This window comes from Pseudomonas fluorescens, from assembly GCF_902497785.1.
GTDB classification, from domain to species: domain Bacteria; phylum Pseudomonadota; class Gammaproteobacteria; order Pseudomonadales; family Pseudomonadaceae; genus Aquipseudomonas; species Aquipseudomonas fluorescens_BO.
In genome coordinates this window covers 211,184-237,691 of sequence record NZ_CABVHK010000004.1, presented here as the reverse complement: position 1 = coordinate 237,691, position 26,508 = coordinate 211,184, and the positions used below count along the sequence as shown (strand labels likewise).

The 26,508-nt window shown below is 53.7% G+C and carries 23 protein-coding genes and 4 pseudogenes; 19 read left to right on the top strand and 8 right to left on the bottom strand.

Annotation, left to right across the window (positions count from 1 at the left end; all coding sequences use genetic code 11):
• The first annotated feature begins 131 nt into the window (after window positions 1-131).
• The 9 genes and pseudogenes from F8N62_RS08050 to F8N62_RS08015 all read left to right on the top strand — a co-directional run bounded on the left by F8N62_RS08050 (window position 132) and on the right by F8N62_RS08015 (window position 9,416).
• Window positions 132-548: a thioesterase family protein gene (locus tag F8N62_RS08050; protein WP_150710447.1), complete on the top strand. Its 417-nt coding sequence runs from the start codon at window positions 132-134 to the stop codon at window positions 546-548.
• 10 nt (window positions 549-558) lie between these two features.
• Window positions 559-1,875: a phenylacetate--CoA ligase family protein gene (locus tag F8N62_RS08045; protein WP_150710446.1), complete on the top strand. Its 1,317-nt coding sequence runs from the start codon at window positions 559-561 to the stop codon at window positions 1,873-1,875.
• Window positions 1,872-2,633, top strand: coding sequence for an enoyl-CoA hydratase/isomerase family protein (locus tag F8N62_RS08040; protein WP_150710445.1), 762 nt, complete (start codon window positions 1,872-1,874; stop codon window positions 2,631-2,633). The genes F8N62_RS08045 and F8N62_RS08040 overlap by 4 nt, the downstream gene beginning before the upstream one ends.
• A 44-nt stretch (window positions 2,634-2,677) precedes the next feature.
• Window positions 2,678-3,781, top strand: a complete 1,104-nt coding sequence (locus F8N62_RS08035; protein WP_150710444.1) for a branched-chain amino acid ABC transporter substrate-binding protein — start codon at window positions 2,678-2,680, stop codon at window positions 3,779-3,781.
• Between the two features lie 71 nt (window positions 3,782-3,852).
• On the top strand, window positions 3,853-4,767 hold the full coding sequence (locus tag F8N62_RS08030) for an ABC transporter permease subunit (RefSeq protein WP_150710443.1): 915 nt from the start codon (window positions 3,853-3,855) through the stop codon (window positions 4,765-4,767).
• Window positions 4,768-4,786: 19 nt separating this feature from the next.
• Window positions 4,787-6,064, top strand: a complete 1,278-nt coding sequence (gene livM, locus F8N62_RS08025) for a high-affinity branched-chain amino acid ABC transporter permease LivM (protein WP_318181475.1) — start codon at window positions 4,787-4,789, stop codon at window positions 6,062-6,064.
• A pseudogene (locus F8N62_RS31790) lies at window positions 6,061-6,876 on the top strand (ABC transporter ATP-binding protein); the annotation flags it as partial. The gene livM and the pseudogene F8N62_RS31790, both read left to right, overlap by 4 nt.
• Window positions 6,877-6,885: 9 nt before the next feature.
• Window positions 6,886-7,644 (top strand): ABC transporter ATP-binding protein, encoded by a 759-nt coding sequence (locus tag F8N62_RS31785; protein ID WP_224791353.1) that lies wholly within the window; start codon window positions 6,886-6,888, stop codon window positions 7,642-7,644.
• A gap of 59 nt (window positions 7,645-7,703) precedes the next feature.
• Window positions 7,704-9,416, top strand: a complete 1,713-nt coding sequence (locus F8N62_RS08015; protein ID WP_150710440.1) for a sigma-54 interaction domain-containing protein — start codon at window positions 7,704-7,706, stop codon at window positions 9,414-9,416.
• A 247-nt stretch (window positions 9,417-9,663) separates the two neighbouring features.
• Here F8N62_RS08015 and F8N62_RS31780 read toward each other — a convergent pair.
• Together F8N62_RS31780 and F8N62_RS08010 are read right to left on the bottom strand one after the other, a co-directional pair.
• A pseudogene (locus F8N62_RS31780) lies at window positions 9,664-9,765 on the bottom strand (HAMP domain-containing protein); the annotation flags it as partial.
• Window positions 9,766-9,780: 15 nt separating this feature from the next.
• Complete coding sequence (locus F8N62_RS08010) at window positions 9,781-10,809, bottom strand: site-specific integrase (RefSeq protein ID WP_150710439.1); 1,029 nt, start codon at window positions 10,807-10,809, stop codon at window positions 9,781-9,783.
• A 179-nt stretch (window positions 10,810-10,988) separates the two neighbouring features.
• Here F8N62_RS08010 and F8N62_RS32140 point away from each other — a divergent pair, with 179 nt between their 5' ends.
• Window positions 10,989-11,345: a DNA-binding protein gene (locus tag F8N62_RS32140; RefSeq protein ID WP_318181472.1), complete on the top strand. Its 357-nt coding sequence runs from the start codon at window positions 10,989-10,991 to the stop codon at window positions 11,343-11,345.
• Between the two features lie 20 nt (window positions 11,346-11,365).
• On the top strand, window positions 11,366-11,995 hold the full coding sequence (locus F8N62_RS32135; protein ID WP_318181471.1) for a hypothetical protein: 630 nt from the start codon (window positions 11,366-11,368) through the stop codon (window positions 11,993-11,995).
• 480 nt (window positions 11,996-12,475) lie between these two features.
• Here F8N62_RS32135 and F8N62_RS08000 read toward each other — a convergent pair whose 3' ends face one another.
• Window positions 12,476-12,808: a hypothetical protein gene (locus F8N62_RS08000; RefSeq protein WP_150710438.1), complete on the bottom strand. Its 333-nt coding sequence runs from the start codon at window positions 12,806-12,808 to the stop codon at window positions 12,476-12,478.
• Between the two features lie 865 nt (window positions 12,809-13,673).
• Between F8N62_RS08000 and F8N62_RS07995 the strand changes: the two genes are divergently transcribed.
• Together F8N62_RS07995 and F8N62_RS07990 are read left to right on the top strand one after the other, a co-directional pair.
• The gene (locus F8N62_RS07995) at window positions 13,674-15,257 is read left to right on the top strand and encodes an AAA family ATPase (protein ID WP_150710437.1); all 1,584 of its coding nucleotides are present in this window, start codon (window positions 13,674-13,676) and stop codon (window positions 15,255-15,257) included.
• A complete protein-coding gene (locus F8N62_RS07990) occupies window positions 15,250-16,116 on the top strand; it encodes a hypothetical protein (protein ID WP_150710436.1) in 867 nt (288 codons plus the stop codon). The genes F8N62_RS07995 and F8N62_RS07990 overlap by 8 nt, the downstream gene beginning before the upstream one ends.
• Before the next feature lie 80 nt (window positions 16,117-16,196).
• On the opposite strand, the pseudogene F8N62_RS31775 reads toward F8N62_RS07990, so the two are convergent.
• Window positions 16,197-16,480: pseudogene (locus F8N62_RS31775) on the bottom strand (integrase); the annotation flags it as partial.
• Between the two features lie 84 nt (window positions 16,481-16,564).
• Between F8N62_RS31775 and F8N62_RS07980 the strand changes: the two are divergent.
• From F8N62_RS07980 to F8N62_RS07970, 3 genes and pseudogenes are all read left to right on the top strand, one after another.
• Window positions 16,565-17,119 (top strand): annotated as a pseudogene (locus F8N62_RS07980) (ABC transporter permease); the annotation flags it as partial.
• Window positions 17,120-17,149: 30 nt separating this feature from the next.
• A complete protein-coding gene (locus tag F8N62_RS07975) occupies window positions 17,150-17,956 on the top strand; it encodes an ATP-binding cassette domain-containing protein (protein ID WP_150710434.1) in 807 nt (268 codons plus the stop codon).
• A gap of 73 nt (window positions 17,957-18,029) precedes the next feature.
• Entirely contained in the window at window positions 18,030-18,389 is a 360-nt protein-coding gene (locus tag F8N62_RS07970; RefSeq protein ID WP_150710433.1) for a RidA family protein, read from the top strand.
• Window positions 18,390-18,827: 438 nt separating this feature from the next.
• Here F8N62_RS07970 and F8N62_RS07960 read toward each other — a convergent pair whose 3' ends face one another.
• The 4 genes from F8N62_RS07960 to F8N62_RS07940 all read right to left on the bottom strand — a co-directional run bounded on the left by F8N62_RS07960 (window position 18,828) and on the right by F8N62_RS07940 (window position 24,285).
• Window positions 18,828-19,205 carry a hypothetical protein gene (locus F8N62_RS07960; RefSeq protein WP_150710432.1) on the bottom strand — a complete coding sequence of 126 codons (378 nt, stop codon included), beginning with the start codon at window positions 19,203-19,205 and terminating at the stop codon, window positions 18,828-18,830.
• 101 nt (window positions 19,206-19,306) lie between these two features.
• On the bottom strand, window positions 19,307-20,275 hold the full coding sequence (locus F8N62_RS07955) for a toll/interleukin-1 receptor domain-containing protein (RefSeq protein ID WP_150710431.1): 969 nt from the start codon (window positions 20,273-20,275) through the stop codon (window positions 19,307-19,309).
• A 978-nt stretch (window positions 20,276-21,253) separates the two neighbouring features.
• Window positions 21,254-23,029, bottom strand: a complete 1,776-nt coding sequence (locus F8N62_RS07945) for an SIR2 family protein (protein ID WP_150710430.1) — start codon at window positions 23,027-23,029, stop codon at window positions 21,254-21,256.
• Window positions 23,030-23,169: 140 nt separating this feature from the next.
• Window positions 23,170-24,285: a purine phosphorylase gene (locus F8N62_RS07940; protein WP_412071967.1), complete on the bottom strand. Its 1,116-nt coding sequence runs from the start codon at window positions 24,283-24,285 to the stop codon at window positions 23,170-23,172.
• On the opposite strand from F8N62_RS07940, the gene F8N62_RS07935 reads away from it, so the two are divergent.
• From F8N62_RS07935 to F8N62_RS07925, 3 genes are read left to right on the top strand one after another with little or no spacing between them, the layout of a single operon-like run.
• Window positions 24,166-25,050, top strand: coding sequence for a CBASS oligonucleotide cyclase (locus F8N62_RS07935; RefSeq protein WP_412071970.1), 885 nt, complete (start codon window positions 24,166-24,168; stop codon window positions 25,048-25,050). The two genes, F8N62_RS07940 and F8N62_RS07935, sit on opposite strands and share 120 nt — an antisense overlap.
• A complete protein-coding gene (locus F8N62_RS07930) occupies window positions 25,047-25,544 on the top strand; it encodes a hypothetical protein (protein ID WP_150710428.1) in 498 nt (165 codons plus the stop codon). Before F8N62_RS07935 ends, F8N62_RS07930 begins: the two co-directional genes overlap by 4 nt.
• Window positions 25,541-26,437, top strand: coding sequence for an AAA family ATPase (locus tag F8N62_RS07925; protein ID WP_150710427.1), 897 nt, complete (start codon window positions 25,541-25,543; stop codon window positions 26,435-26,437). Before F8N62_RS07930 ends, F8N62_RS07925 begins: the two co-directional genes overlap by 4 nt.
• Window positions 26,438-26,508 lie beyond the last annotated feature (71 nt).

Below are 26,508 nucleotides of genomic sequence, written 5' to 3'. Positions count from 1 at the left end.
AATTTTTACGGTAGTTTAAATTTACAATTCAAGTTCGCAGAAAAATAATTATATATCAATCGCTTGCAGCTATCGCCTTGTTTGGCACCCTCTTTGCTAAATGTAAATTACATCAACAAGAGAGGTGTTTCATGGGGATTGCAAAGGATTCAACACATCACGTGGATACTCAGGTTACGCCGAGTATGACCGCCAGTTCATTCGCTACCCGCCTAGGAGAAAAGTATCCCGCGGTGTTGAGCACGCCCTTTTTGGTAAGTGAACTTGAGCGTGTTGCTGCGGACATGCTCGTGCCATTGCTGGGTGAGGGCAAAGTATCGGTGGGTGTTTCTGTAGCTATCGAGCATTTGGCACCGACCCCTGTGGGTTTGAATATCCGTTCTCACGCGCGCTTTATCGGGCAAGAAGGAAAACTTTATTGGTTTGAAGTTTGGTCCGAAGACCCAGCAGGGTCGATCGGACGTGGGAAACATGCTCGAGCCATTGTCGATCTCTCGGCTATTGAAACACGTGCTGCCTCACGCAGTTCCTCAACAACTCAAAAATAAGGAGACTTTCATGCAGCCCGAATTGTTGCACCCGGAATTCGAAACACTGCCGGAACATGCCATCCGCAATCTCCAGGATGGTCTGTGGGAACACCAGTGGGATTATGTATGTCGCACGTCAGCTTTTTATAAAGAAAAGTTTGGGGCGACAGTCGGTCAGAAGATCAGTCTTGATGATTTGCAGACCCTGCCTTTTACAGGAAAAGAAGAAGTTAGGCGTAGCCAGGAACTGAGTTACCCATTCGGCACTTACATTGCTTGCAGCAAAGACAAAGTTGTTCGTGTTCACAGAACTTCGGGCACAACAGGAAAACCGTTGCAACTGGCAAATAGTCGGCGTGACGTCGATCTTATTGCTCTTGTTGGTGGCCGTGCTCAGTACTCCGCAGGTCTGAGACCATCCGATCGCGTCGTACATTGTTTGAATTACTGTCAGTGGACGGGTGGTGTGACCGACCATATGACACTTGAAGAGGCTGGGGCGGCAGTCGTGCCGTTTGGCGTTGGCAATACAAAACTGCTCCTGGACACCATTACCGATCTTGGTGTCACCGCAATTTCCTGCACTCCTTCATATCCAGCTTTGCTTGAAAAACTTTTGCGTGCAGAGGGTCGTAACCCTCGGGACCTCAAGCTGCGTTTAGGGTTGTTCGGCGGTGAAGCCGGTCTCGATAACATCGAATTCCGCGCGGCGATGGAAGATATCTGGGGCTTCAGTGTTCGAAACGCCAACTATGGCATGTCCGAAGTACTGAGCAACTTCGCGAGCCAATGCGATCACTCCAATGACCTTCATTTTCATGGTGCTGACGCGCTTTTCATCGAAGTTTTGGACGCGCAGGATCGCAGTCAATCTATTCGCGGAGGTACCACCGGGGAGCTCGTCTGCACCCATCTGGCAAAAGAATGCCAGCCGCTGGTCCGCTTCAAGACGCGCGATGTCATCACTGTTACTGGTACCGGTCCTTGTAAATGCGGCCGTACCGGTTTCCGTTTCCGGGTAACCGGCCGTACCGACGATATGTTCAATGTTCGCGGGATCAACGTTTTTCCAAGCTCTGTTCAGAAAGCGATTTTCAGCCGGCCAGATCTCGCCTCGGGGCAGTTCCGAATCGTATTGGAAGGTTCAGGTCCTTGGGACCGTATTCGGGTCAAGGCAGAAGCGGCGGCAGGGGTAGGCGAAGAGTCCTGGGAATACGCCAGAAAGTCCCTCGAAGATGCCATTCGAACATTTGCGGGTGCAACCGCTGAGGTAATGATTCTGCCGATCGACAGTCTCCCCCGCACTGATGGCAAGACAGCATTGATCGAGAGGAAATCGTCATGAGTTACACATTGTACGAGCGACGTGACGCTATTGGTGTCGTGAAATTGAATCGGCCTGAACGATTAAATGCCATCAGTGGAGAGTTGTTGGCAGCGTTTTCGGCAGCCCTGAAAGCAGCAATTGTCGACTCGAAAGCGGCGGTTATCGTACTGCACGGCGAGGGTCGAGCATTCTGCTCCGGCGATGATCTGAAAGAATTCGGTCTTCAGAGCGCAAATGCGGCATCAATCAAAGCACATATTAGTGCGATCCAGGAAATTACCCATTTGATGATGGGTTGTGACAAACCCATTGTCGGGGCTCTCCATGGTTTTGCCGTCGGCGGCGGTTTCGAGTGGTTATTGAATTGTGACATTATTGTTGCCGCTGACAACCTTGTTGCCTTCTTTCCCGAGATGGATTGGGGCCAATTTGTCACAGGTGGCGTGACACATCTATTACCCCAGTCCATTGGTTATCAGCGAGCAATGGAACTTTTATTGCTCGGTGAGCGGCAGTCGGCCGACCAACTTCTGAAACTGGGATTAGTGAACCGCGTTACCAAACTTGAAGACATGCATGACGTCGCATTCGAAATTGCGGCGAAAATTGCTACGAAATCCCGTTTCTCGGTCTCTCGCCTGAAAAATCTTATTAATAAAGGTTTGGGCGATTCGCTGTGGAATGCGGTGAAGTTGGAAGAGGAAGTTACCATCGAGGCTTTTAGCCAGCCTGGTGCATCTGAACGTGTTCAAGGATTTATCGCAAGAAAGAAATAAACCCTAACGTTGTATAAACGTCAAATAAAAAGGGAAATAGCAAGATGAAAATCCAGCAAATTCTCACAGTATCTACCGTTCTCATGGCATTGAATACACCGTTGGTCCAAGCCAAGGATGTGGTTCTGGGTGTTGTGGGGCCTGCCACCGGTCAATATGCATCATTTTTTGACCAAATCACCCACGGTGCAAAGTCAGTAGTAGAGACGATTAATGCTAATGGCGGTGTAAACGGCGACAAGCTAGTTTTGGATATCCAAGATGACGCGTGCGATCCGAAGCAGGCAGTTGCCGTTGCCAACAAATATGCTGCTCAAAAAACTGCGGCCGTTATTGGACACTTTTGTTCGTCATCTGCCATTCCGGCGTCGGAAATATATGCTGACGCTGAAATTCCAATGATTGCCTCAGCCGCCAGTAGTCCGATCATAACTGAACGTGGTTTGCAGAACGTGTTCCGCACTTCAGGGCGTGACGATCTGTCCGCTGTTGTTGCCTATGAAGCAATTATCAAGCGCAAGCTAGGCACCCGAATCGCCATCATTAACGACAAGTCTACTTACGGACGTGGACTGGCGGAGAATGTTAAAGCCGGTATCACTGCTGCCGGCTTGCAAGTGGTCGTCGATGACACGCTGACGCAAGGCGAGAAGGATTTTTCGACTCTGGTTTCCAAACTTAAGTTGGCTAACGTCGACCTTGTTTTCTTCGGTGGCTACTTTGCAGAGGGGGGGCTTCTTGTAAGGCAGGCACGGGAACAGGGATTGAAGGCAACCTTTATGGGTGGTGACGGTATGGCGTCGACAGAGTTTGCCTCTATCGCGGGGGCAGCCGGGGATGGTTTCCTGTTTACGTTCTATCCAGATCCGCGCAATAACCCTAAAGCCGCTGATATCGTCAAAAAATTCCGCGACGCGGGCTATGAACCAGAAGGCTATACGCTTTACACCTATGCCGCTATCCAGGCTTATGCCAGCGCTGCGAATAATGCAAAATCGACAGATGGCTCTAAGGTTTCGAAATCGTTGCACACTGATTCGTTCAATACTGTCCTCGGTGATATAAAGTTTGACAAAAAGGGTGACCCGAGTACCGAACCTTTTATCATCTATGCGTGGGAAGGTGGCAAGTACAAACCACTTAATTAAGATTGTGACCATCGGCTTATGTCGCGTTTGACATAAGCCGACTTTCGATTAATTTAATTTTGGAGTTTGTAATGGGCTACTTCCTTCAGCAGACGATCAACGGCCTTACGCTGGGGGCTATTTACGGGTTGATCGCACTCGGTTATACGATGGTCTACGGGATCGTCGGAATGATTAACTTCGCCCACGGCGAGATTTATATGATCGGGGCTTTCATCTCTTTGATTGCCTTCACCGTTTTGGGGTTGTTAGGGATAACTTGGGTGCCTCTAGCAATTCTCTTGGTCTTGATAATTGCTGTGGTCTTCACTGCCATTTATGGCTGGGCGGTTGAGCGCATCGCTTATCGCCCACTTCGTCGATCGTTTCGTCTCGCGCCGCTGATCTCAGCGATAGGCATGTCAATTTTCCTGCAAAACTATGTCCAGATCGTCCAAGGCGCACGAACTCGGACGCTTCCGCAACTCTTATCCGGAGGCTATTCGCTCTGGGAACATGATGGTTTTTCTGTGCAGATCACTGCCATCCAGATTTCCATCGTTGTACTGACCTTTTGCCTTATGGGGCTGCTATATCACGCTGTCGAGAAGACCCGGTTCGGGCGTTCACAACGCGCTTGTGAGCAGGATATGGAAATGGCTGGCATGGTCGGCATTGATGTGAGTCGGACTATTTCTGTCACTTTCATGGTGGGGGCAGGGCTCGCAGCCGCCGCGGGATTGATGACCACTCTGTACTACGGCTCAGTGGATTTTTTCATCGGTTTTCTTGCCGGCGTGAAGGCGTTTACGGCTGCCGTGCTCGGCGGTATCGGGTCCATTCCTGGCGCGATGATCGGCGGACTCATCATCGGGTTGGTCGAGGCTTATTGGGGAGGTTATGTGTCTGGTGCCTACAAGGACGTTTCGGTGTTCGCCGTGCTGATCTTGGTACTGACGATTCGGCCTTCCGGCCTCTTTGGTCGCCCGCATTTAGAGAAAGTCTGAGGCAGAAATGAAAACAACAATCGCCCAAACCCTTAAGAGTGCAGTGCTCCCCGCGCTGATTACGGCTCTGCTTGCACTCCCCCTGGCGGGTTTGCAGCTTCAAGATTTTGGCGGCAAGAATGGACTGAACATCAGACCCCTTTGGGTCATTGTTCCAACCATTATTGCCTTCATCGGCCATTGCCTTGTGCAATTGCTGAGGGATCGAAATAAGCTCCAGCCTAAAGCTCCACGTCAATCACGAGCATCGACATATATCGCTCGTGTTTCACCACGCCTATTTTTGATGATCGGGATCGTAGCGGTGGTCTTTCCGATGTTGCCGTTTACAAGTCGCTACGAACTTGATCTGGCAACAACGTTTTTAATCTATGTGATGTTGGGATGGGGGCTGAATATAGTCGTTGGTATGGCAGGTCTGCTTGATCTCGGCTATGTCGCGTTCTATGCCGCAGGCGCCTATACGTTCGGTTACCTCTCCGTCAATTACGGCGTCAGCTTCTGGGTGGCGTTACCGCTCTGCGGACTAGTATCGGCATCTTTGGGCATTTTGCTCGGGTTTCCGGTGCTTCGGCTCAGGGGTGATTACCTCGCGATCGTCACGCTTGGCTTTGGAGAAATCATTCGTATATTCATCATTAACTTGACGGACATCACCGGCGGACCAAACGGGATCGCGGGCATCGCCCGACCAACCTTTTTTGGCCACCCGTTCGCAGCTACCGCAAAGGATGGAGTATCGACGTTTGCCGATATTTTTCACCTGGACTTTTCGCCGGACCATCGCTTCATGTGGCTCTATTACATCATTCTCGGCCTGGCAGCTCTCACGCTTCTCTTCACTGAACGACTGCGTCGCTTGCCTATCGGCAGGTCATGGGAAGCCTTGCGCGAAGACGAAACTGCCTGTCAGGCGGTGGGTATCAATCCTACATCTGTGAAACTGAGCGCGTTCTCGGTAGGTGCAATGCTGGGTGGGTTCGCGGGTTGCTTCTTCGCCGCGAGGCAGGGGTTTATCAGCCCCGAGAGTTTCACCTTTACAGAAAGCGCGATCATCCTTGCGATTGTCGTGCTGGGCGGAATGGGCAGCCAGTTGGGAGTCGTTCTAGCAGCCATTTTACTTGTTGGCCTCCCAGAACTAGGACGCGATTTCGCTGAGTATCGGATGGTCTTGTTCGGCCTTGCGATGGTATTCATCATGATCTGGCGGCCACAAGGTCTGATTGCCGGAAGAAAGCCGTCGATTTTAGCTCCCACGAAATTACCCCATCTTCAAGTTTCGGAGTCGCTGCGATGAAACAGGCACAGAATTCCAGACTGCTGTCTGTAAAAGGTTTGAACATGCATTTCGGTGGGATCAAGGCGATCCAGAACCTTGATTTCAAAGCCGCCAGTGGTGAGATCACCGCCGTCATTGGCCCCAACGGTGCGGGTAAAACAACGGCTTTCAACTGCGTTACTGGTTTTTACAGACCGACTTCCGGAAAAATAACTGTTGAAGGAGGCGGGGTCAGCATCAGGGTCGACAGCCTGTCGGGCCATCAGATCGTCACGAAAGCGGGCATTGCGCGTACGTTTCAGAATATACGTTTGTTCAAAGGAATGACTGTTCTGGAAAATCTGTTGGTCGCCCAACATACAGTGCTCAGCGGTGGCGGACTGTTGCAAGTCGCTGGTTTGTTCGGGTTAAAGGCCTATCGTGACAAAGAGGAGGAAGCCGTGGCGAAAGCCTTGACCTGGCTCCGGCGGATGAACCTTGTCGCACGTGCAGATGACCTCGCGGGCAATCTTTCATATGGCCAACAACGTCGACTGGAGATTGCACGCGCAATGTGCCTTGACCCCGAGTTTCTTTGCCTCGATGAGCCTGCTGCGGGGCTGAACCCGAGAGAGTCAGGAGAACTGGGCGAGGATCTGCAACGACTAAAGCTGGAGGATGGCGTCGGCGTGCTGTTGATTGAACACGACATGAGCGTCGTGATGAACGTATCGGACCGCATCGTAGTGCTTGATTACGGCAAGAAGCTGGCTGAGGGCCCCCCCGATTACATAAAGGAACATCCCGGTGTAATCGCTGCTTATTTGGGCCACAGTGACAGCTCGACATCGCTGCAGCGTCTGCCACGTGACGGGCGGGTCCCCACCACGTTTGCACCGCCAGTTCTTGCCGTTGAAAATCTCCATGTCAGCTATGGTGCGGTTGAGGTACTGCACGGTATCAACATGGAAGTTCGACAGGGTGAGATTGTCACGTTGTTGGGTGCTAACGGCGCGGGCAAGTCGACATTGCTCAAGTCCATTTTCGGCTCACCAGTTGTTGAAGAGGGGGCGATATCGTTCAGTAGTACTCCGTTGAAGGGTTTGCAGTCCCACTGTGTGGCGGACCTGGGTATTGCGCATTCTCCAGAAGGGCGCCGTATCATGCCCAAGATGACCGTTCTGGAGAATTTGCAGATCGGTGCATTCTTGAGCGATCCGAAGCACTTTCAGAATGACTTGAAAAAGGTTTTCCGCCTGTTTCCTCGATTGGAGGAGCGTGCATGGCAACGCGCTGGGACAATGTCTGGCGGTGAGCAGCAAATGCTCGCTATCGGACGGGCGTTGATGCAGCGGCCTAAACTTCTATTGCTTGACGAACCATCACTAGGATTGGCACCGCTCGTCATTCGTCAGATCTTCGATGCTATCCAGAAAATCAATAAAGAGGATGGCATCACCGTCTTGCTCGTCGAGCAAAATGCGGCAATGGCGCTCGCAATAGCAGACCGCGCCTATGTGTTGCAGACGGGGCGCGTTGTGCATTCTGGAGATGCTGAAGTCTTGGCTTCCCAATCCGAGATTAGAAATGCTTATCTTGAAGGGATGGCAGTGCCATGATTCCATTGACAGGCCAGTGATGGTAAGTGAGTTGATCGATTCTTGAGAGTGCGATAGCAATGGAAATGGTGAAAGCGGACCCACTAGTTGCCCATCTCAACGAGCTATGCGATCTGTATAGCTCCATTTTTCCTGAGGCAATGGTGGGTGTCGCAATTTACGATGACAGTTATCGATTAAGGAACTCCGCGGGTCTGATCAGGTTTCCTGCCGTGGTGCCAACAAGCAGGCGCCCGGTGGGGGATACTCCTGTCATGGGAGAGTGCAGTGGCCGCGTTCTGGCCCTGGTCAGAATGGCGACGGGGGCGTATCAAGGGGCAATCTACTTCGCGGTGTGTGCGGCAGAACCGATTTCTGAAGAGGTTCTTGTCCGGTTATGCAATATGGGTTCGGCTTTCGTGGCCCGAACGCTTGACCTGCTTGATCAGGCAAGTGCTTCGCAGCAGCTTTTCCGAGAGCAGAAAGCAATCATGGACAACATGTCGGATGGCTTGCTGGTTTTGGATCGATTCGGCGTCCTGCGTTACCTTAACGCCCCCGGGGGGCGAATGCTGGGTGTAGACCCAAAAAAAAGCATTGGTCGCGAATTACGTGAAGTCATCGACTTCGAACCCTTTATCACCCCCATTTTTTCTTCCAAAAAAGGTTACGTCGATCGCGAACTTGAAATTCGTTCGAGCCGGCTGAATCTTCATATCCTTGATACCGCAGTACCGATTATCGACGAGGAAGGAACAGTCGTTTCCATCGTCAATACATTTCACGAGATCGCACGGGCAAAACGACTTTCCAACAGAATGGCCGGCGACCTGGCTCGGTACCATTTCACCGATATCATTGGTCGTTCTCCAAACCTCACTCAGGCAGTCGCCATCGCAAAGCGAGCAGCCAACTCGGATGCGAACGTTTTACTGTATGGAGAAAGTGGTACGGGTAAGGAAGTGTTCGCGCAGTCGATTCACAATGAGAGTAAGCGAGCCGGCTCGTCCTTCGTAGCAGTTAATTGCGCGGCGCTCCCGAGGGACCTGATCGAGAGCGAACTGTTTGGTTACAGTCCTGGAAGCTTCACTGGGGCGGACAAGGCTGGACGCTTGGGTCGGTTTGAGCTCGCTGCAGGTGGCACAATTTTTCTTGATGAAATATCCGAGATGCCACTCGATGTGCAGGCCAAGTTGCTCCGGGTGCTTCAAGAGCGGCAGGTGACACGGATCGGCGGCGCCACGAGCATTGCACTTGATGTGCGAGTCATCGCTGCCGCTAACCGTGATTTGACTGAAATGGTGGCCAAGAAGGCGTTCCGGGACGATTTGTTTTACCGCCTTAATGTGCTTCGCATCGACCTGCCGTCCCTTAGAGATCGGCATGATGATATCGAGCTGCTTGTCGACCAGTGCGTTCAGAGAACGTGCACGTTGCTACATCGTTCACTTATCGAGCTCGGCCCGGCCGTCATCCATATGTTGCGCCACTACAGTTGGCCGGGAAATGTCCGGCAACTCCAGAATGTTATCGAGCGCTTGGTCAATATGACGGATGGAGATCATGTCGCAGAGATGCCGCCTGGCTGGCTACCGGACGAGAGGTCTGACATGCCTGTGTCCTTCACTACTGATGCTACGGAGTCCGTGATCACTCTTGCCGAGAGCGAGCGTCGAACGATCGTTGGTGCGCTTCGGGCGTTTGACAATAACGTCACTCAAACAGCTTTAGCACTCGGTATAACCCGACCGACCCTTTACAAAAAGCTCAAACAATATAAAGCCGACGTGTAGAAAAAGTGAGGTTGCTCTAGGGGCACGCTCATCAAATATCCCCGGAGCAGACTCGGTGTTCATGATTCGCAAAGGCTGACGGTAGCGGCGACTGATTGTTTTAATCAGCCCGCCATACCAGGGTGCTTCTCAAATACGAAAGCCATTGACCAGTTGCGTCAGACGGGAAGCCTGTTGCTCGAGATCTCCGCAGGAACGCAGCGTGGACTGCAGGTTCTCCATGCCTTCCCCACGATGTCCCCAAATCCCCAAAATCTTCTCGCGATTGAATGGCCAAGCGCTGGGTGAGATCGCCATCACCCTGTGCAATGTGACGCATAGCTGTGGCCATCAGTTGTAGCGGTCGCATGAGTACACATGTTGGTCATGTCGCGCCCCTGTCGGACGGGAGCTCATCCGGGCGTTTATGTGCAGCGTCCTCGGCGTTTTCAGTCAGCGGCAACCTAGCGGCGCGGGGGAGCGCCGCGACCGACCGACCCATCGCCAACTCCCCAAATGAGTCTGTCGTGTCGATGTAGCGCATGGCGGACTTCATGTCCTTCCAGCCGACGTAGGTCATCAGCGCCTTAATGTCCCAGCCATTCGCCGCCGCCCAAGTGGCGAAGCCGCGACGCAGTGAGTGACTGGTGTACAGATCACCAGACACGCCCGCGCGATTGAAAATTCGTCGCAGCAGTGGAATCAGGCTGTTGGCATTCAAACCGTCATCCGCCAGTTGCCCCCAGCGATTGAGCTTTCTGAAGACCGGCCCCTGTGCGATGCCGGCGACGGTAATCCAGTTGATGTAAGCCTGCACCGGACAGAGCTTCTTCAGGGCGGGCGTACGAAACGTCGTGCCGCGGTGCTGGCGATCGCCCTTGCTGTGCGGTAGGTAGAAGGTGATACCCACTTCGGCTTGCGCCTGGGTGTTTTCAACCTGCAGGCGCGATAACTCATCCCCGCGAAAACCGCGCCAGAACCCGATCAGCACCAAGGCCATGTCACGCCGGCTGCGTAGCACGGCTGCCAAATCCTGGCGGGCTGCGGCTTGCTCTGCGTCTTGCTCCAACCACTGAACAGCTTGTTCCAGGTGCTGCAGGAGCAGGGGAGTCGCTTGTTTCTCTTGGGCGGGATGCAATGCACGGATGCCCTTGATCATCTGACGCACGGTGGGTGTCTTGGTCGGATCGGGAAATCCCTGCGTAATGTGCCATTGGGCCAAGGCGGCCAGGCGCTGCTTCAGCGTGCTGATGGTGTGCTTGTCCGCGTACTCGGCGAGGTAGCGCACGATGCCATCCCCGGTCGCTGGCAAAAACCCGCCCCAGGTTACTTCGAAATGTTCCACCGCCGCACGGTAGCTGCGCCGGGTGTTGTCCCGGGTGCCGGCTTGCAGGTACTGATCCGCCTTGCTCATGTCGACCCATCCACTTCAAACGTACCTATTCCAGAATCGGACAAGGCAAAACCGGCTTTATGATGCGATAACGCTCCATTATTTTATCAAATAACGCTTTTCGTTTTGTTCTTTTTTGGTTGGTAAAATGCTATGTATATACGTGGTATGTAAAACAGTACGAAATCGTAGGAGAGAAAATGGCACGCGGCGGAATTAATAAGGCGATTGTCCAAAAAGCCCGGGAATCGCTGCTGGCTCGGGGAGAGAATCCGAGCATCGACGCCGTGCGCATCGAGTTGGGAACTACCGGCTCAAAGACAACTATTCACCGTTATTTGAAGGAAATAGAAGATTTTGACCCTCGACCGCGGGCCTCCAGAGAGCGGCTGAGTGACGAATTGACTGAGCTTGTTGCCGGCCTCTTAGAGCGAATGACGGAGGAGGGCGGCGAAGCTCTTGCGTACGCCCAGGCGCGTTTCGACGAGCAGCGCGGCGAGATGGAGCAAAAGCTCGACGGTTTGAGTGCCGAACTCACCTCATTACAGCGTGAATAGATAGTCAGAAAGGAGCGTTAGTGCTTCAAGCGGATGAGTTGCAGATTTGTCAGACAAGCCTGCAAGCCGAGCTCACCCGCAATGCACGCCTGAGCCAAAATTGCGGTGACTTGGAAATTCGCGTGCAGGAGAAGGATGAGCAGATCCGTTCTCTGGAAGAAAAGCACCTTCATTCCCGCGAGGCGCTAGAGCATTACCGCAATGCGGTCAAGGAACAGCGTGACCAGGAACAGCAACGACACGAAGGGCAGGTGCAGCAAGTTCAGGTTGAGCTGCGCCAACTCCAGCAGACGTTGATGGTCAAGCAGGACGAACTGACTCGACTCAACAGAGATAACGAGCGCTTGCTGAGTGAGGCTCGGCAGCTGGCCAAAGCGGCGGCGACGCATGAAGATGCGGCGGTTCGATTGTCCGGTGAGATTGCCACCATGAAGACAGCAGTCGCCAAGGCTGACGGTGCGAAAGAAGCGCTTCTGGAACAGCTCAGTATGTCGCGCGCGGAATCCAAGCGGTTAGAGGAGGGCCTTTCACGGGCAAGTGCGCAATTGGTCGAAGCCACGAGGTTGTCGTTGCACTATTCAGCGGAGCTCACTCAGCTACGACAAGCCGCGGGTCATCCGCACACTGACAATGAAAGCTCCACGAGATAAGGCCAGAGGAGAGTTAAATTGATCACATTTGACGCGGTGTGCCGCGGTTCGCTTGCAAGCACTCTTGACCTCAAATATGCGCATGAGCGCCTAAGTCAGATGGTTTTCGGACGATTGTTCGGGGCCACTGAAGCGCGCCGGGCGACTCAAGTCTCAAGCGAAGAAGGTGGCGCCCAAAATGAGCAGGGGGAGTCTTGATGCGTATAAGGGTAAAGAAACGCCGCTGTGAATTTCTAGGTATCGTTTTGAGTTGCATACTAAGTACACATTCCGCGTTCGCTTGCACAGCGCTTTAACTGTAAGCGACCATCACATATCAGCGATGGCAATCGGGCATAAATTGCGACGGCGACAGGCCGTACTGGGGCGATTTCCGCCAGTGACGTCAGGCCTGGATCCCCCATCCTAGAGAGATCGTTCGGGTCCGCCACCAAATGAAAGGCGTTCCACGCCCAGCCCGCAAGCCTCGTGAAAACTCTCTTACATCGACTTGATCGAAACCACTTTCACAAATCGGAATTTTTTCTTGGCCGCCCTAGTAGCTTCTTGCTCGGCTAGGAGGGTACTTAGCGTATCGGCCTCATGGACCATCTCGTGCGTCTCGCCTTCAAATTCGTTGCACACTCGAAGCGTGACTCTCAACCTGGGTGTAAATGTTTTCGCGACTTTCTTTTTCTCGGCCACTTTTGCTGGTTGCCTGATCACGATATCCGAGACGGGCTTCTGCGCTGGGGATTCACAGCATTGCGGAGCATGCTCGCTACCACCGAACAGCGCCCGGCGCATTTCTTCTTCAGTTAAATCTGAATTCATGCCAATTCTCAAGAGGGGGAGGTTATGAGCAGCGAGTGCAATTCTATCAGCATGGCGAGTTTATTCAGTCGTTAGTCCCGCCTCCTCAGATCCAATTGGGTAAAGGCGAATTGTGTGAACGTAGTGAGAAGTCGCTGGAGAGGGAGAGCAATGCTCGAATTGTTTTAAAAAAAACGGGTGAAATCTATCGCTGCGGGTAGATAAAAGAGGTGTACGGCAGGGCCGCTAATCCTGGTTCACGTACGTAAATGTCGTCACATCAACAGGCACGAGTTCATGCCTCGTGAGCGTACCTGCGTCCGGATCGCTGGCTGATGATTAAAGTATCTAGGTACTGCCACTGCCAACGGCAATCCTTCGTGGTTGGTAATGTCATCGATAGGGCATTGAACAAAAAAAGCCACAGGGGCGATGAGATGCTTGAGTTCGTTGTTGGTGTCATTCATACCGTGCATCACTGTAGAGACGTGCTTAATTTCCGGCTTTGCACATCTCGAACCATGCTCGTCCTCGGGTAGAAACGGCTACCGATCTATCGCAGATGCAACCGTTGCCAATTGGCTGGCAAGATTCCTGCGAGCGAGTAGTTATGGTGTGGATTTCATGACATAACGCTATCGCCTTCGCAAAGAAAAAAGGCTGCGAGCGACCGCTCAAGGACGGTGGATCGTTACCATGAAATGCGATCAGGGGAACAACGTCGAGCACTTACTGAAGTATCAGGTAGATCTAGCCTGAGCGTGATCAGAGCAACTAAAAAAATTAACCGTGAAGGTGCGAAGTGGCTGAGAGCAAGATTAGGGTTAGTAGCCCAGGGAGTAAGATTTCTATTTGGTTTGGCACTCGAGCTTCTATCGACAGCCGAATGAACGATGGGTCAGTCCTGATTGTGCCGAGTGCTGGTGATCAGGACGATTATGGCTTCAAGACACGGGTGGAAGTACGGGCTCGACTGGTAAAGGACGATTTCGAGCTCGTTTTTGAAGCGTACATCGGTTTTATGGGCGGCGCCGATGAACGCAATGGCTCACAAAAATTGGATAGCTTGGTCGAAGAGGCTGAGGGTGATTCATTGCACCCGCTGGATGCGCAGCGATTTTTCACCATGTTGCCTGACATGGAAAGCTATCGGCGCCTGGTGCAAAAATGCGGTGTGACTCGCGCTGTGGCGTTGCTGACGGCAATGAGGGATGTCGTTGCTTTCAATAAGACCAGGGGGAATTCAAGCTGGGTTGAATCGGCGGTCAACACTGACGTGTTCCTGAAATCTTTTATCAGGAGCTCGGAATCTTATTTTGCCTACAAAAAAGCGGGTGCTGTGCTCAAGGGACTCGAATTTGAGGAGTTTCATGAGCTGCCAAGATCGTTGGCAATTCGCTTCCAGCTTGCGGGCAGGTCCAACGAACATATGCTCAAATTTCGATTCGAGCACGATACCGATCTTCCAAAACGCATCGCCGTGATTATTGGCAAAAACGGAGTCGGCAAAAGTCAGGCATTGAGTCGTATCGTGACTGCGGCACTGAAGGGTGACGATAGCTTCTCGGAAGGTGAAGACGGAAACCGAGTACTGCTTAACCGAATTTTGGCTTTTGCACCAACCAACGAAGCAGGAACCGTGTTTCCAAGGCAGTCAACAAAAACCCCGCGAGTATGGTACCGCCGTTTTACCCTGAATCGCGGTGCTGCCAACCGGAAAAAGGACGGTTTAGCGGATCATATTCTCCAGGTTGCGCGATCTGAAGAGCACATTGGTGAATTATCTCGTTGGGCGATCTTCTTTGAGGCTTTAAAGGCCATCGATAATTGGCAGCAGATCGCGTTGCCGGTCAAGGCGCCAACTGTATTACCGATCCTATTGTCCCGCTTGAAAGGGAAAGGCGAGAAAGAAAATATTGACACGTTCGCCGCTGTGAACCTGCATAAGGAACCGGTTCGACTGGTCAACGACGTCAGTTATCCTCTTAGCAGTGGAGAGATTTCTTTCCTCCGATTTGCTGCTCACGCAAGCTTGTACGTGGAAAATGGCTCCTTACTTCTGCTGGATGAGCCAGAAACCCATCTTCATCCCAATTTCATCAGCCAATTTGTTGCTCTGTTGGACGAGCTCCTGCATCGAACGGGTTCTGCCGCCATTATTGCGACTCATTCGGCCTATTTTGTGCGTGAAGTATTTCAAGACCAGGTGACGGTGTTGCGTCACGATGACGATGGCTACGTCAGAAGCGAGACTCCGACGCTGAGGACGTTCGGGGCTGATATTGGTGCCATCTCCTATTTTGTATTCGGTGAGGATGAGCCATCTGTCCTTGCACACCGAGTCGAGACAAAGCTACGCAGCCGTTTCAAGACGTGGGAAGAGGTGTACGAGCGTTACAAACATGAATTGTCGTTGGAAATTTTAGGGATCATCAAGGATTCGATGGAGGCTGGCCAGGTAGATGAATAAAATTCCATCGCCCAGGATCGACGATGCCATGGCGTTGCAGGCCGTTTCTAACAACTCCAAGCTTGGCAGCTATCCGGACTTACAGGGAGTCAGAGCTGTCATCCAACAGGGCTATCTCCAATATGTTGCGGCGAGAGGGAATGCACACGCCGTGATGCCCGTTTTGCTTTCCCAGCAAATTGGGGCTCATCTCGAGTCCCACTACAAAAGCCCACCCGCAGATTTGAAACACATCACTGACTTGCGTGCGGAAACCGAGCATCTTGCGTGTCCTATGTGCGGTTCGTCTCACCGAGGAACGCTCGATCATTTGTTGCCGAAAGGAAACTACCCTGCGTTCGCGGTTTTCTCGCTTAATCTCGTGCCAGCGTGCAAATGTAACAGCAAGCGCAAAGAGCTGTTGAAGGGGCCCAATCCCGGCGAGCGTATCTTGCACCCATATTTCGACGACTGTTTGGCTGAACGACTGATCGCGGCCAAATTTGAGAAGCTGGGGGCGATACCGGACGTAAGGCTGCAGTTATGCGTAGATAGCACCCATCCCGATTATGCAGCCATCGATTTCCACGTACGCTCTATAGTGCAGCGAACGTCCATTGTGAATTTCCTTCGAGACCGTTGGATTGAATTCTGTCGCAAGCCATGTCTCATAGTACGGGCACTTAAGCGCAATCCACAGAGCGCACAGGCGCTTAAGCTGACTCTCGAGGAAGAGCTCGCGTTACTCGACGATCTGTATCGAGGTAAGAACACCTGGTACTCAATATTTGTCGCCGGATTGCTCCATCCAGAGGTGCTGCTTTGGATTTTTAGCCAGATGCATTCACCTGGTCGAGCGGCAGATGGGCCCCTAATTTGAGGCAGTGACGATTAGGGCGATTACAGGTAGCTGTCACTGAATTTGGCTTCTGTGATAGCAACGGAGTGTCCTGTTTGCTAAGTGATTTCAAACTGCACTGGATGCTGAGTTTTCTGCTGCATCACCATGGCCCGTGACGAAACATGCTCCCCATGCGCAATGTCTCGTACTCGCAGCTTTGTTAAGTCACAGGCACGCAGTTTGCTGTCGATGGCCAAGTTGAAGAGAGCCAGATCCCGTGTCTTATCAGCAAGCTGAAGCCTGATCCGAATGGCCCAGATATCTCCGACTCGGAGCGGGGCTTTCTGCCTACAAGCTTTCCCTTGTTCCAAGACTGATGGCGACGTAAAGCAATAGTGTTCATGGCGTGTCCTTCAGGTTGAGGGAAGACAAGGGTGGATCAGTCGCAATGCGTAGTAGTCGCTAATCGACCCATAGCAGCCGTTATCGGTTACTTCGTTGGATAACCAATGCGCATGTAGAAGTTTTTCGCGGCACACCGCTTCTCGTACAGGTATTCCTAATCTACTACGGGCTGGGGCAGATTCCGGGGTTGCGAGAGTCGTTTCTATGGTCATATCTGCGCGAGCCCTATTGGTGCGCGATCCTTGCACTCGCTTTGAATACTTCGGCATACACGGCTGAAATCATCAGAGGTGCGATCCAGGCCGTACCGGCCAGTGAAATCGAAGCTGGCCGAGCTTGCGAGATGTCCGGCTTGTTGTTGCGCAGGAGGGTGACCTGGCCCATCGCGCTTCGTCAGGGCCTGCCAGTGTATGGCAGTGAAGTCATCCTCATGCTCAAGGCCACGTCGCTGGCGAGCATCATCACGCTGACAGAGGTGACAGGGATCGCCTACAAACTGATTTCTTCCACGTACCGGGTCATGGAAGTTTTTGCGGTCACCGGGGCGCTTTATCTGACTTTGACGTTCCTTATCAGTCTGGCGTTTTCACTCATCGAGCGACGGCTGCAGCAGCATCTCGCTCATCGCCGTCACTAATCCTGCCAATGCACTGCCAAGGAGCATGTCATGTCTGTTGTCGTCCATGAGTTGAGCACCCGCGCATCTGCGATTGCGACACTGGGTCTACGTAAAAGCTACGGTGAAATCGAGGTGTTGAAAGGCATCGATTTCACTGCACGTGAGGGCGAGGTCGTCTCGATCCTCGGTGCCTCGGGGTCAGGAAAGTCCACGTTCCTTCGTTGCCTCAACCTGTTGGAACTTCCTTCAGCCGGCTCGCTGGATATCTTTGGCGAGCAAGTCAAACTGAAGTTGGGAGCGTCCGAACCGCGCATTGCTGACCGCAAACAGGTAGATCATTTACGAATCGAAGTGGCCATGGTCTTCCAGAACTTCTGCCTTTGGAGCCACATGACAGTTCTGGAAAACCTGATGGAAGCACCTGTACACGTTCAAGGGCGTAATCGCGTGCAAGTACGCGAAGAGGCACTGACTGTGCTCGAGCGCGTAGGACTGACTCATCGCGTTGACGCCTATCCGGCGCAGCTGTCGGGCGGTCAACAACAGCGAGCAGCCATCGCTCGCGCTCTGGTGATGAAGCCTCGCGTGCTGTTGTTCGACGAACCGACGTCCGCCCTCGATCCCGAACTGGTCGGCGAAGTACTCAAGGTCATGCGCGATCTCGCTGCAGAAGGCCGAACGATGCTGATCGTGACCTACGAAATGGCCTTCGCTTGTGATGTATCCAGCCGAATTCTGTTCCTTGAGGAAGGCCGTATAGAAGCCCAGGGTGCACCACAAAAACTGTTTGCGGGCGGCGTCAGCGACAGGTTTGATCAGTTTGTCCGCCGGTTCAACGAGAGCGCCTCCAACTAGTCAGACAGCCCGTTGGCTGGCTGGTGTACACCTTTGATTGACCAGCACTGCATCAAGTATCAGTGAGGTAATGATGAACGCCATCACCCGTATTGAAAGTAATCCGAAACTGAGTCGCGCTGTAGTTCATAACGGGGTGGCGTGGTTCAGTGGCATCGTCGCCACCGACTGGAGTGAGGATATCGCAGGGCAAACCCGGCAAGTGTTGGCTCGCCTGGATGAATTGCTCGAGGGCGTAGGGAGCAACCGTTCCAGGATCCTGAGTGCCCAGATATGGATGAAAGACATGGTGGCGGATTTTGATCGCATTAACGAGGTCTGGAGTCAGTGGTTCACCCCCGGTGAAACCCCAGCTCGAGCAACATCTCAAGTGACATTTGATGAGGCAGACATTCGTCTGGAGCTCATCGTCGTCGCAGCAGTGAAGGCCTGAATTACTCGCTTATGTGTGCTTTTCTCGAGCGTTCTCTATCAGAGTCAACTCATGTATGACAGTCAGGAGCTCAAGTTCATTAAAGGTACGCCGTCGCGCATTCTGCTGGTAATCGAGCCGCGATCCAGCGAGTTTTGGATCGAGAGCGGCGCCACCGTGCGCGTATTGGTTAGGGGTACCTCAACAACACCGAAGCTAGATGTCGAATACCTTGCTGGTGGGCTGGCCATGTATGCAAGCGGACGCGGTCAGGTAGAGGTTTATCAAAATGGCCGTCGCTTGGCCCAATACAAGCGTACGCGGAATATGGCGAAGAAATTGGCCTGTAAGCGCAGGTGGTGCAGGAGATCCCAGCCCAATGGTTTGAGCGCATCCTCAGCACGCTGGGGGAGTTATGCCGTTACACTACTAGCGCCGCAGCTGTGCCTTTTATGCGAACTACTTAGCCTGCCGAAATGAGACATATGGTGTGACGTCTCTGTCTTCTACCGCCTGAAGCTCGAAGTACTGCCCTCTGGCTTTCAGCGCATGGATGATGCGACATTGGGCATAAGCGGTGCCGTACGAGGTGCTCGGGCCTTGGATGTTGAGTACCAATTCCCCTCCGTACCTTCGCTCGTACCTCAATTCTCTCAAGGCTCCCGCCGCTTCACCATGTGCCTCGGCGATCTCGATCACCAACTCCCTTAAGGCCGATTGGTCGGTGTCTGGTAGCTCAGCGGAAAACTTGACCTGGCGTTGGCTTTGAAAGCCTCCGCCACCACTGGCGGAGCCTATTCGGTTAAATGTGATGTGGGCGAGCAGGACTACTTCCATGGTCTGAACCTTCTATGTGAGTCTTACTTCTTTGTAGTAGGGGGCAGCGTCAAGGCCTGGTGCCCCCCCTGGGTTCTGGCTAATTCGCACCCAGCAATGATTTACCGATTGCGTTGTAGCGGTGCGATGAGAAGGCCCCAAAGCATCTCGGCACCGCCTTCTTGGGAAAGCTTATGGTCTTGCCGAGCGTGGAACGCCATGCCGAAGTTTTTCAGGTACATGGACTGGTCGTCCGTATTTACGGTGAGCGCCTCGTTGTACGAGCCGCCGCCAAACGAGTCTCCATGGCTGTAGTAGATACCGGCGCCCATCTGGCCGCCAGTGAACACTGCCGCTTTTGCAACGTCGTGGCCGTCCTTGTAGATATTCGCAGAAAAGCGATTTGCATCTATCCGACGGAACACCCCTTCATACCCTGAGTTGCGCGCTTGAAGCTCCAGCAACGAGTTCTCGAAATAGCGGGCGATGTACTCGAAGCTGTCGAGCAAGAAGCGGTCTTTGTCCAGCTGGGTGAAGCTCTTAGCCATTCGAAGGTTACTCGACCTAGGGCCAGCCGGGGCGATAAGGGAGGGCGCTGAACCTCCATTGAAATCGTTGCGTTCAGCTCCCGGAGCAGTGTTCGGTTGGCCACGGCTGCGTCGCTCGGCGGCCTTCCGAACCTCCTTCGCAACCTGCAAGAATGCTTCGTCCCGATCAGGCCAAAGGGTCACTGGCTTACCATCTTGGGGCATGCCAAGCAGCTTGCCGAAGGGGGCATGATGCCAATCGCATGGGCGAAGAATTACAGGAATGACAGTCGCTTCTTTAGCGGCATGGCGCTCCATCGCGCGAGCCATCTCGATGTTGTAGCAATAGTCGGAAGCGATGAAATCGGGGCTTACCAGCAACAGGATAATTTCGTCGCTGTTGATGTGATCATCAATGGCAGCATCGATCTCTTGGCCTGCTCCGATTCTGCGGTCGTGCCAAGTCTCAATGACGCCTTGGCGCTTGAGCATCGAAAGCTGCTTTTCCAACTGGTCGCGCAGCGCCTCGTCAGCATGGCAATAAGAAAAGAACACGTTCGGCAAAAGGGTCACTCCTACTCGGATAGGTGCGATGTCGATCTTACGGGCAGCTTGGCTGCAAAGTACAGACGTGGGCTTGGCTTGACTGCTGATTGGATGTCCTTCAGTTGAACCTGTCAGCCAAAAAACAACGGTGCTCGAGTCGTGGCATGGTGGTAGATCATTCGGGCTCGCTCGTAATGAATGATGTGCTTGCCGTGAGGCGTTGGCCACACAAACTGACGGATCTCAAGTGGCGCAAATGTAAAGGAAGGTGGAAGGCCTAGGCGTCTCTTAACCGTGCCGTCAGCACTGTTGCATTGCTCGCAGATGATGACGGGAGCAAATGTGGCGATCCGATGAGGTTCTCCAGGAAGCGGTTTTCGTACGTAAGGGCCGGTTCCATGGTCATGGTGAATATGGAGACCTACAGCCCAGCCTTCTCGCCTATGCGGTTTGTTCGGGTAAAGCATCGTCCAACGTAGCAATTGGTATCGTGTCCGTTCGCAGCACGGGCATCGCCAATGATCATTAAGCTTCGCCCATAGCCGGTGGCAATGGGCGCCAACAAAGCTCAGGTATTCCTCCCAGCTAGGAATGCGCCGGAGCAGATTGCTATTCAGCGTTTTCTCTCTGTTAGCATTTTTGATTTTGGTACCGTCGCAGGCCAAACAGTAGCCATTGGCCGAAAACTCGGGCTTGCAGGGACAGAGGTTTTCGGTCATCAGAGCTTCTCAGTCTGTCGTTGGGTTAACCCAAGTAATGACCGCGCGCCAGGCATCTGTGCTGGCCATGAGCTCGGGTGCGGTCAGTAGCGCGGTCACCAAAACGCTCACCGCTTCTGGTGAGGTGGTGGCCAGGAGTAGCAGTGACCCGATGAAGAACGCATAAATCACCTCCCTCTATGCCCGCTGCCAGAATCCAAACTTGTCCTGGGTTTTCACCAGCAAACGCATGCACCCCATTTGAATCGTATTTGCATTAATTGGAATGCGTGAGGCGTCAGTACCTGGACAGCCGCTTCAGTCCTTCAAGCATTTGCTCCAGGTAGCTTTGCGACCCAAGTGCGAACCCTGCTGCCAGCAACGGGGCCCTGTACTCTTCGGTCGCATATTCGTGAGCGAAGCGGTTGATGGTCTCTGAATGCCAGGAAACCCGGCCTAATGCGATTTTCTTGAAACCGTGGTTTTTCACCGCATCCGCGAGCGATTCTTCACTGACTCCGCGTTGCTCGCAGAAGAACAGGAAACTGAAAAACTCAAACCGTTCGTAAAGCAGCCCGTGATCCTGCAGACCTGCGAAGTCAGGCGCCCACCGAGGTGTAAGACGGTCATGGAGTCGGTTGCACAAGGGGGTAAGAGCTCCACTTTGGTCTTCGAAGCTCTTCCATAATTCAAACAGGCCATTGGCTCCCTCAACGTAGAACGGTGATAGATCAAGTCCCACAGGGAAAGGCATTTCGCGCCGGTTGATAAGTGTCGTGTTAAACAGCTCGTTTAGCTCGCTCAGGCGATTGGCCCGCACAAGTCCCATGCCATACGCATAAGTAACAAGTGCTATCGGGTAACTCTTCAATGCAAGTCCAGCTACCCACCCTGACTGCTCGACCTGAGACGCAGCGTGCAGGCCCTTGATTGCATCCAAAACGATCGTATGCTCAGCACCTGCACCCCATCGCCCTAACACTGCACAAAGGCGTGCTAGTGGCTCGATGGCCGCTTCGTAGATCTCAACTAGGTCGGTAAAATCCTTGGGCGTGCTGCCCTGAGGTCGTTGTGCGAAGAGAGGAGCCAGATGGCTGATCGCTTGATGAGCCTGGCTGGTCACTAAATCATCGAGCTGAATCCTGTGTTCGGGTCTGGCCATAAAGCGTTTGGCCATAGCGAGAGTCAGCTCGATGCCGGCTGGGTTCTGCAGGCGGGATTGCTGGATGGTTTCCAGTTTGAGGTTCAGCCCATCGAAGAAGGTATCGGCATCCAGGCCCGTCACGACGTTGGCGCGCCGCTGAGTGATGAGCTCTTGGCCACGCTCGCTCAATTTTCCTCGCGAAAGCCAGTAGGTCGGGTAGCGACGGGAGGGCGCCCTCAAAAACGCCGCCCTCAGCGCATGATCCCACTCACCTGACCAGCCCGCGACGATCAGCCCAAACTCATCGATGATGCGGTCAAGCAACGTATTGAACGCTGGCGGGTACTTGCCCAGCTCCCCATCGGTATTGAGGATCCTGGCATCCTTGTAATCACCATGGATCTTCAGGATGTAGCAGGACGCATGAGTGAGTGGCTCCGCTCCTGCGAGGGTGTCTTCTGAGCCGACGACAGTTGGCTCAACGCCGACATCGCGCAGCGCATTTTCCATGAGTCGATCGAAGTTCGTCGTGATGATAACGCGCACATGACCCGCTTTGACCATCGCAGCGATCGCTCGATGTGCGGGGGTAGGCAGTTTAAGGCCATCCTCTAACTCGTTTTCGTTAGGTTCCAGAAAGCCTTGAATGATCGCTCGCCGTTCAGTCTGGGTTGTCGCCAGGCGTTCGAGCAACGTGGAGTAATTGGGCTGCTCTCCTGTTTGACCTACGTACCACGCGAGCCAATCTTCCTGTTCGCCGGCACCAGACGCTATGCCCCATCGTTTCACCAGCTCCATGGTGATTTCCCAGCCGGTCGGTATGCCCGCCGAGCGTGATACGCCCGAGCCAAGAAGCACTGCGTAGACGCCTTTGTTCTCAAACATTGAAAACGCGATTTGGGCTGTTGAATCACTGATGGCAGCGGTCATGCACATTCCTAAATTTCAGCGGGGAGGTGAGGTTTCTGCGCGAGCATCGGCTTATCTAAGAGTAGTCAGGTCCGTGTCGGTCGGTGGCAGCGAGGTGGCTGGTGACGACTTGCTGCATCTCCAGCCAATCGCAAATCGACCTATTTGCGGTGCAAGATAAGCCCATGAGCGATGTAGTCAGCAGTCACGACTGCCGCGGCCATCGATGCCACATCATGAAGTGCATCGTCCTTGAGGTGGTCACCATGGTCACTGATCCCTCGAATCACAAGAGCGGGGACTTCATGTCTAGAGCAGGCTTCAAATACACCGTGGGCCTCCATCTCAGCGACACACACCTTGCCATGCAGCTCCTGCATTTTCTTGAAGAGCTGCTCATCGCGTACGAGCTTTTCGCCTGCCGCAATCGTGGTGAGTGTTGGGTTCAGGGCCGTTGACACTTCGCCGGCGGCTGATGAAAGCGGGAACACCAGTCCCACGGACTCAGCGTGTCGTGCTAGGCGTGCTAAGCGGGAACCGCTGGCAAGGTAAGCCCCCATGTCTTGTTGGGTTCTGAACTCGGGCTTGGACATGTCTGGCCTCGCAACCATGACACCGCCCGAAAGCGCGGCAGCACCTTCATAAGCAACTACGCGCTCGGACAAGATCACATCGCCGAGCTTCAATTTCGATCGCATCCCGGCAGCGATGCCCATCATGAACACCGCATGGGGTCGGAATTCGGAAATGAGCATTGATGTCACTGCTGATGCCTGGGTATTCCCGGCACCGTTGAACGACGCTACAACACAGGTGAGAGGGCCGTTCCGGCCTTCAACCTTGACTCGCCAGACATGGATGCCGTGCTCGCTCTGAAAACCGTAATCGTCTTCATCGATGCCAAGGGCATGCTTAGCTGCGGCCAGTTCGACAGGCAACGCGGTCAGCACCAGGACATCCGGGGACGCTGCCGCGTCCTTCGCCGCAAATTCATCAACGAAGAGCTGAATGGTTTTGGCGGCCAGTGGCTGGAGGTCACCCAGGGTATGTTGAGCTGATAGCCCAAGCATCTTGCGACGAACGCTCTCCCCGGTATGAGGCAGGTAGGCGGCTGGATTTTGTGTGAACTGCCGGTGGAGCAGGGGGGCACCCGGGCCATCATCGCAGAATGCCCCGACATCAATGTCAAAAGGAAAAACTGGAAGCTTAAGCTTGAGCGCGCGTTGGGCACGGTCGAGAACGCCTTTGCCTCCAAGGCTGGCTCCTTCGCTAAGCACACCATCTTGCGCAAAAGCAGCGACAACCCCGTCGATGTGGATGTGGTCTTCTACATCTCGGGTAAGAGCGTTAGCCAGGAGACCTACAAAAGCCTGAGCGACTTGATCCACGCCGCGCTGATCGAGATGTACCCAAACAAGGCGGTTGACGATTTTGTCATCCAGCGTAAGGCAGCGACGGTGACCTTCAAGGGCACGGGGCTTGATGTAGACATCGTCCCGGTAATCGCCAATCCGAACAAAGAAGGTTACGGCTGGCAGTTTGATCGTGTGGATGGCTCGAAGGTCGAGACATGCGCCTACTGCCAGATCAAGTTCGTCGCTGATCGTAAGAACGAGGACGCCGATTTCCGCACCTTAGTGCGCCTGGCCAAACGGTGGCGCAACTACACGGAGTGCACCCTCAAATCGTTCGCCATCGAGCTCATCATGGCTCACGTGCTGGAGGTCAACGGGAAGGAGGGGTCGCTGGAAGAAAGGTTCCGCGCTTTCCTCCTTTACATCGCTCAGTCCGAGCTGAAGGAGGTGATCAAGTTCCCCGAAAACGTTGGGGTAATCCCTGCTTTCGATGACGCGGTCGTCATCCTAGATCCGGTGTGCAACGCCAACAATGTTGCCAGCCGTATCACCGAGGCGGAACGTCAGGAAATCGTCGCGCTCGCTAAGTCGTCGTGGGAAACCGCCTACCTGGCATCTGTAGACGATGACTTTGACGTATGGAAAGAGCTTTTCGGCAAAAACTTCAGTGTGGAGGATGCGGCATGAGTCAGACAGCTACTCGGACAGAAACTTACTCGGTAGCAGACATCGAGACCGTGATGCGGCGGGTGAAGATGGATTTGATGATGATCGCATCCAGCACTGGCGCCGTCACTGAGGAGCGCGCGAAGGAGTGGGCTCACGATATCGACTTGCTGGCCAAAGGCGGCTACTTGAAATCGGTGGACGTTACCATTCTCTCCAGCGACAAAAAGGAGTTGAAGGCAACATGCTTCACCATCGACGCGGAGTCGGGAACGTTGAGCAATGAGCGGCCTGGTGACAGCCTGTGGCCAAGGTGCCCAGAAGGAAGGCTGCGTATTGTGTTGTCCTACACCCGCCATTACGACTCTGCAGCTGAGGAGAAGCTGACCCCTAAATTCAAGCGCACCTGGTCACCCTCCACGGCTGACATCAGCCATGCCTCGCTGGCCTCTAAGCCAGGCCGCGAATATTCCAGCAACGGTTACGGCGTACAGCGCAAGGATTTTGGCCAATGAGCAAAGTGAGTGTTTTTGATACCGAAACGATGCTGCCCGATGGTGAACTGTCTGCGCGTGAGGCAGGCCTTCTGGGATTCGCCAAGCGATACGACCGGGTTTATAACCAGCTCCGGCTGTTACTCGATGTCGGCCAACTAGGGGCTTGGAGCAAGGATTACCACCAAAGTGTTTTGCCGATCTGCAGCCTGGTTGCAGATCAGTACCCACTGGTCATCTTCCACGGTGACGTTGGTACGGGCAAAACGGCCATGGCCGAGTGCATCGCCAATCGCATCGTGCGCGAATCCGGGGCGGAAGATTCGATGCTGCTCAAACTGAGCAACCGTGTCCGCGGTAGCGGGCGTGTGGGTGAAATGGGCACGTTGCTGACTCAAGTTTGGGCGGAGGTCGCGGACGCGGCCGGTAAAAACCGGCGAGCGATTCTGCTGATTGATGAGGGTGACTCCATCGCTGCATCCCGCTCTCAAAGCCAGAGCCATCATGAAGACAAGGTTGCGGTGAACACGCTTATCCAAGGCGTGGACGAGATGCGTAAGTACAAGGGGCGAGTGGTCGTGTTCCTCTGTACCAATCGACTGTCGGTGGTCGACGCCGCGCTCCAGCGCCGTGCAGCGATCGTCGAAGAGTTCCGCAGGCCCGACGCTGATGAGCGCAAAGCCCTGTTCGAGATGGATCTGCAGGGGTTGCGCTTGACGGACAAGCAGTTCCAAGAGCTGGCCGCGCTGACCGGAGAGCGTAGCGAGCGGCCGGCATGGACGTACTCTGACCTTCGCACCCGTCTCTATCCGGCAGCGCTCGCACTGGCTTATCCGGATCGCGCGCTGACGTTCAAGGACTTGAAGGACTCCATTGAGTCACTGCGTCCTTCGCCTGTTATGGAAGACAAGTAAGTGCTGTTGCACCTGCGCGGCTGATGTACCTCGGCCGCGCACCGCAATCGAGTTGCGAACGGGCTGACTCG

Bases quoted from the DNA above. Each gene is read 5' to 3' on its own strand.
- F8N62_RS08050 (WP_150710447.1), top strand. From the start codon at position 132: ATGGGGATTGCAAAGGATTCAACACATCACGTGGATACTCAGGTTACG.
- F8N62_RS08045 (WP_150710446.1), top strand. From the start codon at position 559: ATGCAGCCCGAATTGTTGCACCCGGAATTCGAAACACTGCCGGAACAT.
- F8N62_RS08040 (WP_150710445.1), top strand. From the start codon at position 1,872: ATGAGTTACACATTGTACGAGCGACGTGACGCTATTGGTGTCGTGAAA.
- F8N62_RS08035 (WP_150710444.1), top strand. From the start codon at position 2,678: ATGAAAATCCAGCAAATTCTCACAGTATCTACCGTTCTCATGGCATTG.
- F8N62_RS08030 (WP_150710443.1), top strand. From the start codon at position 3,853: ATGGGCTACTTCCTTCAGCAGACGATCAACGGCCTTACGCTGGGGGCT.
- F8N62_RS08015 (WP_150710440.1), top strand. From the start codon at position 7,704: ATGGAAATGGTGAAAGCGGACCCACTAGTTGCCCATCTCAACGAGCTA.
- F8N62_RS08010 (WP_150710439.1), bottom strand. From the start codon at position 10,809: ATGAGCAAGGCGGATCAGTACCTGCAAGCCGGCACCCGGGACAACACC.
- F8N62_RS32140 (WP_318181472.1), top strand. From the start codon at position 10,989: ATGGCACGCGGCGGAATTAATAAGGCGATTGTCCAAAAAGCCCGGGAA.
- F8N62_RS08000 (WP_150710438.1), bottom strand. From the start codon at position 12,808: ATGAATTCAGATTTAACTGAAGAAGAAATGCGCCGGGCGCTGTTCGGT.
- F8N62_RS07995 (WP_150710437.1), top strand. From the start codon at position 13,674: ATGAACGATGGGTCAGTCCTGATTGTGCCGAGTGCTGGTGATCAGGAC.
- F8N62_RS07990 (WP_150710436.1), top strand. From the start codon at position 15,250: ATGAATAAAATTCCATCGCCCAGGATCGACGATGCCATGGCGTTGCAG.
- F8N62_RS07975 (WP_150710434.1), top strand. From the start codon at position 17,150: ATGTCTGTTGTCGTCCATGAGTTGAGCACCCGCGCATCTGCGATTGCG.
- F8N62_RS07970 (WP_150710433.1), top strand. From the start codon at position 18,030: ATGAACGCCATCACCCGTATTGAAAGTAATCCGAAACTGAGTCGCGCT.
- F8N62_RS07960 (WP_150710432.1), bottom strand. From the start codon at position 19,205: ATGGAAGTAGTCCTGCTCGCCCACATCACATTTAACCGAATAGGCTCC.
- F8N62_RS07945 (WP_150710430.1), bottom strand. From the start codon at position 23,029: ATGACCGCTGCCATCAGTGATTCAACAGCCCAAATCGCGTTTTCAATG.
- F8N62_RS07930 (WP_150710428.1), top strand. From the start codon at position 25,047: ATGAGTCAGACAGCTACTCGGACAGAAACTTACTCGGTAGCAGACATC.
- F8N62_RS07925 (WP_150710427.1), top strand. From the start codon at position 25,541: ATGAGCAAAGTGAGTGTTTTTGATACCGAAACGATGCTGCCCGATGGT.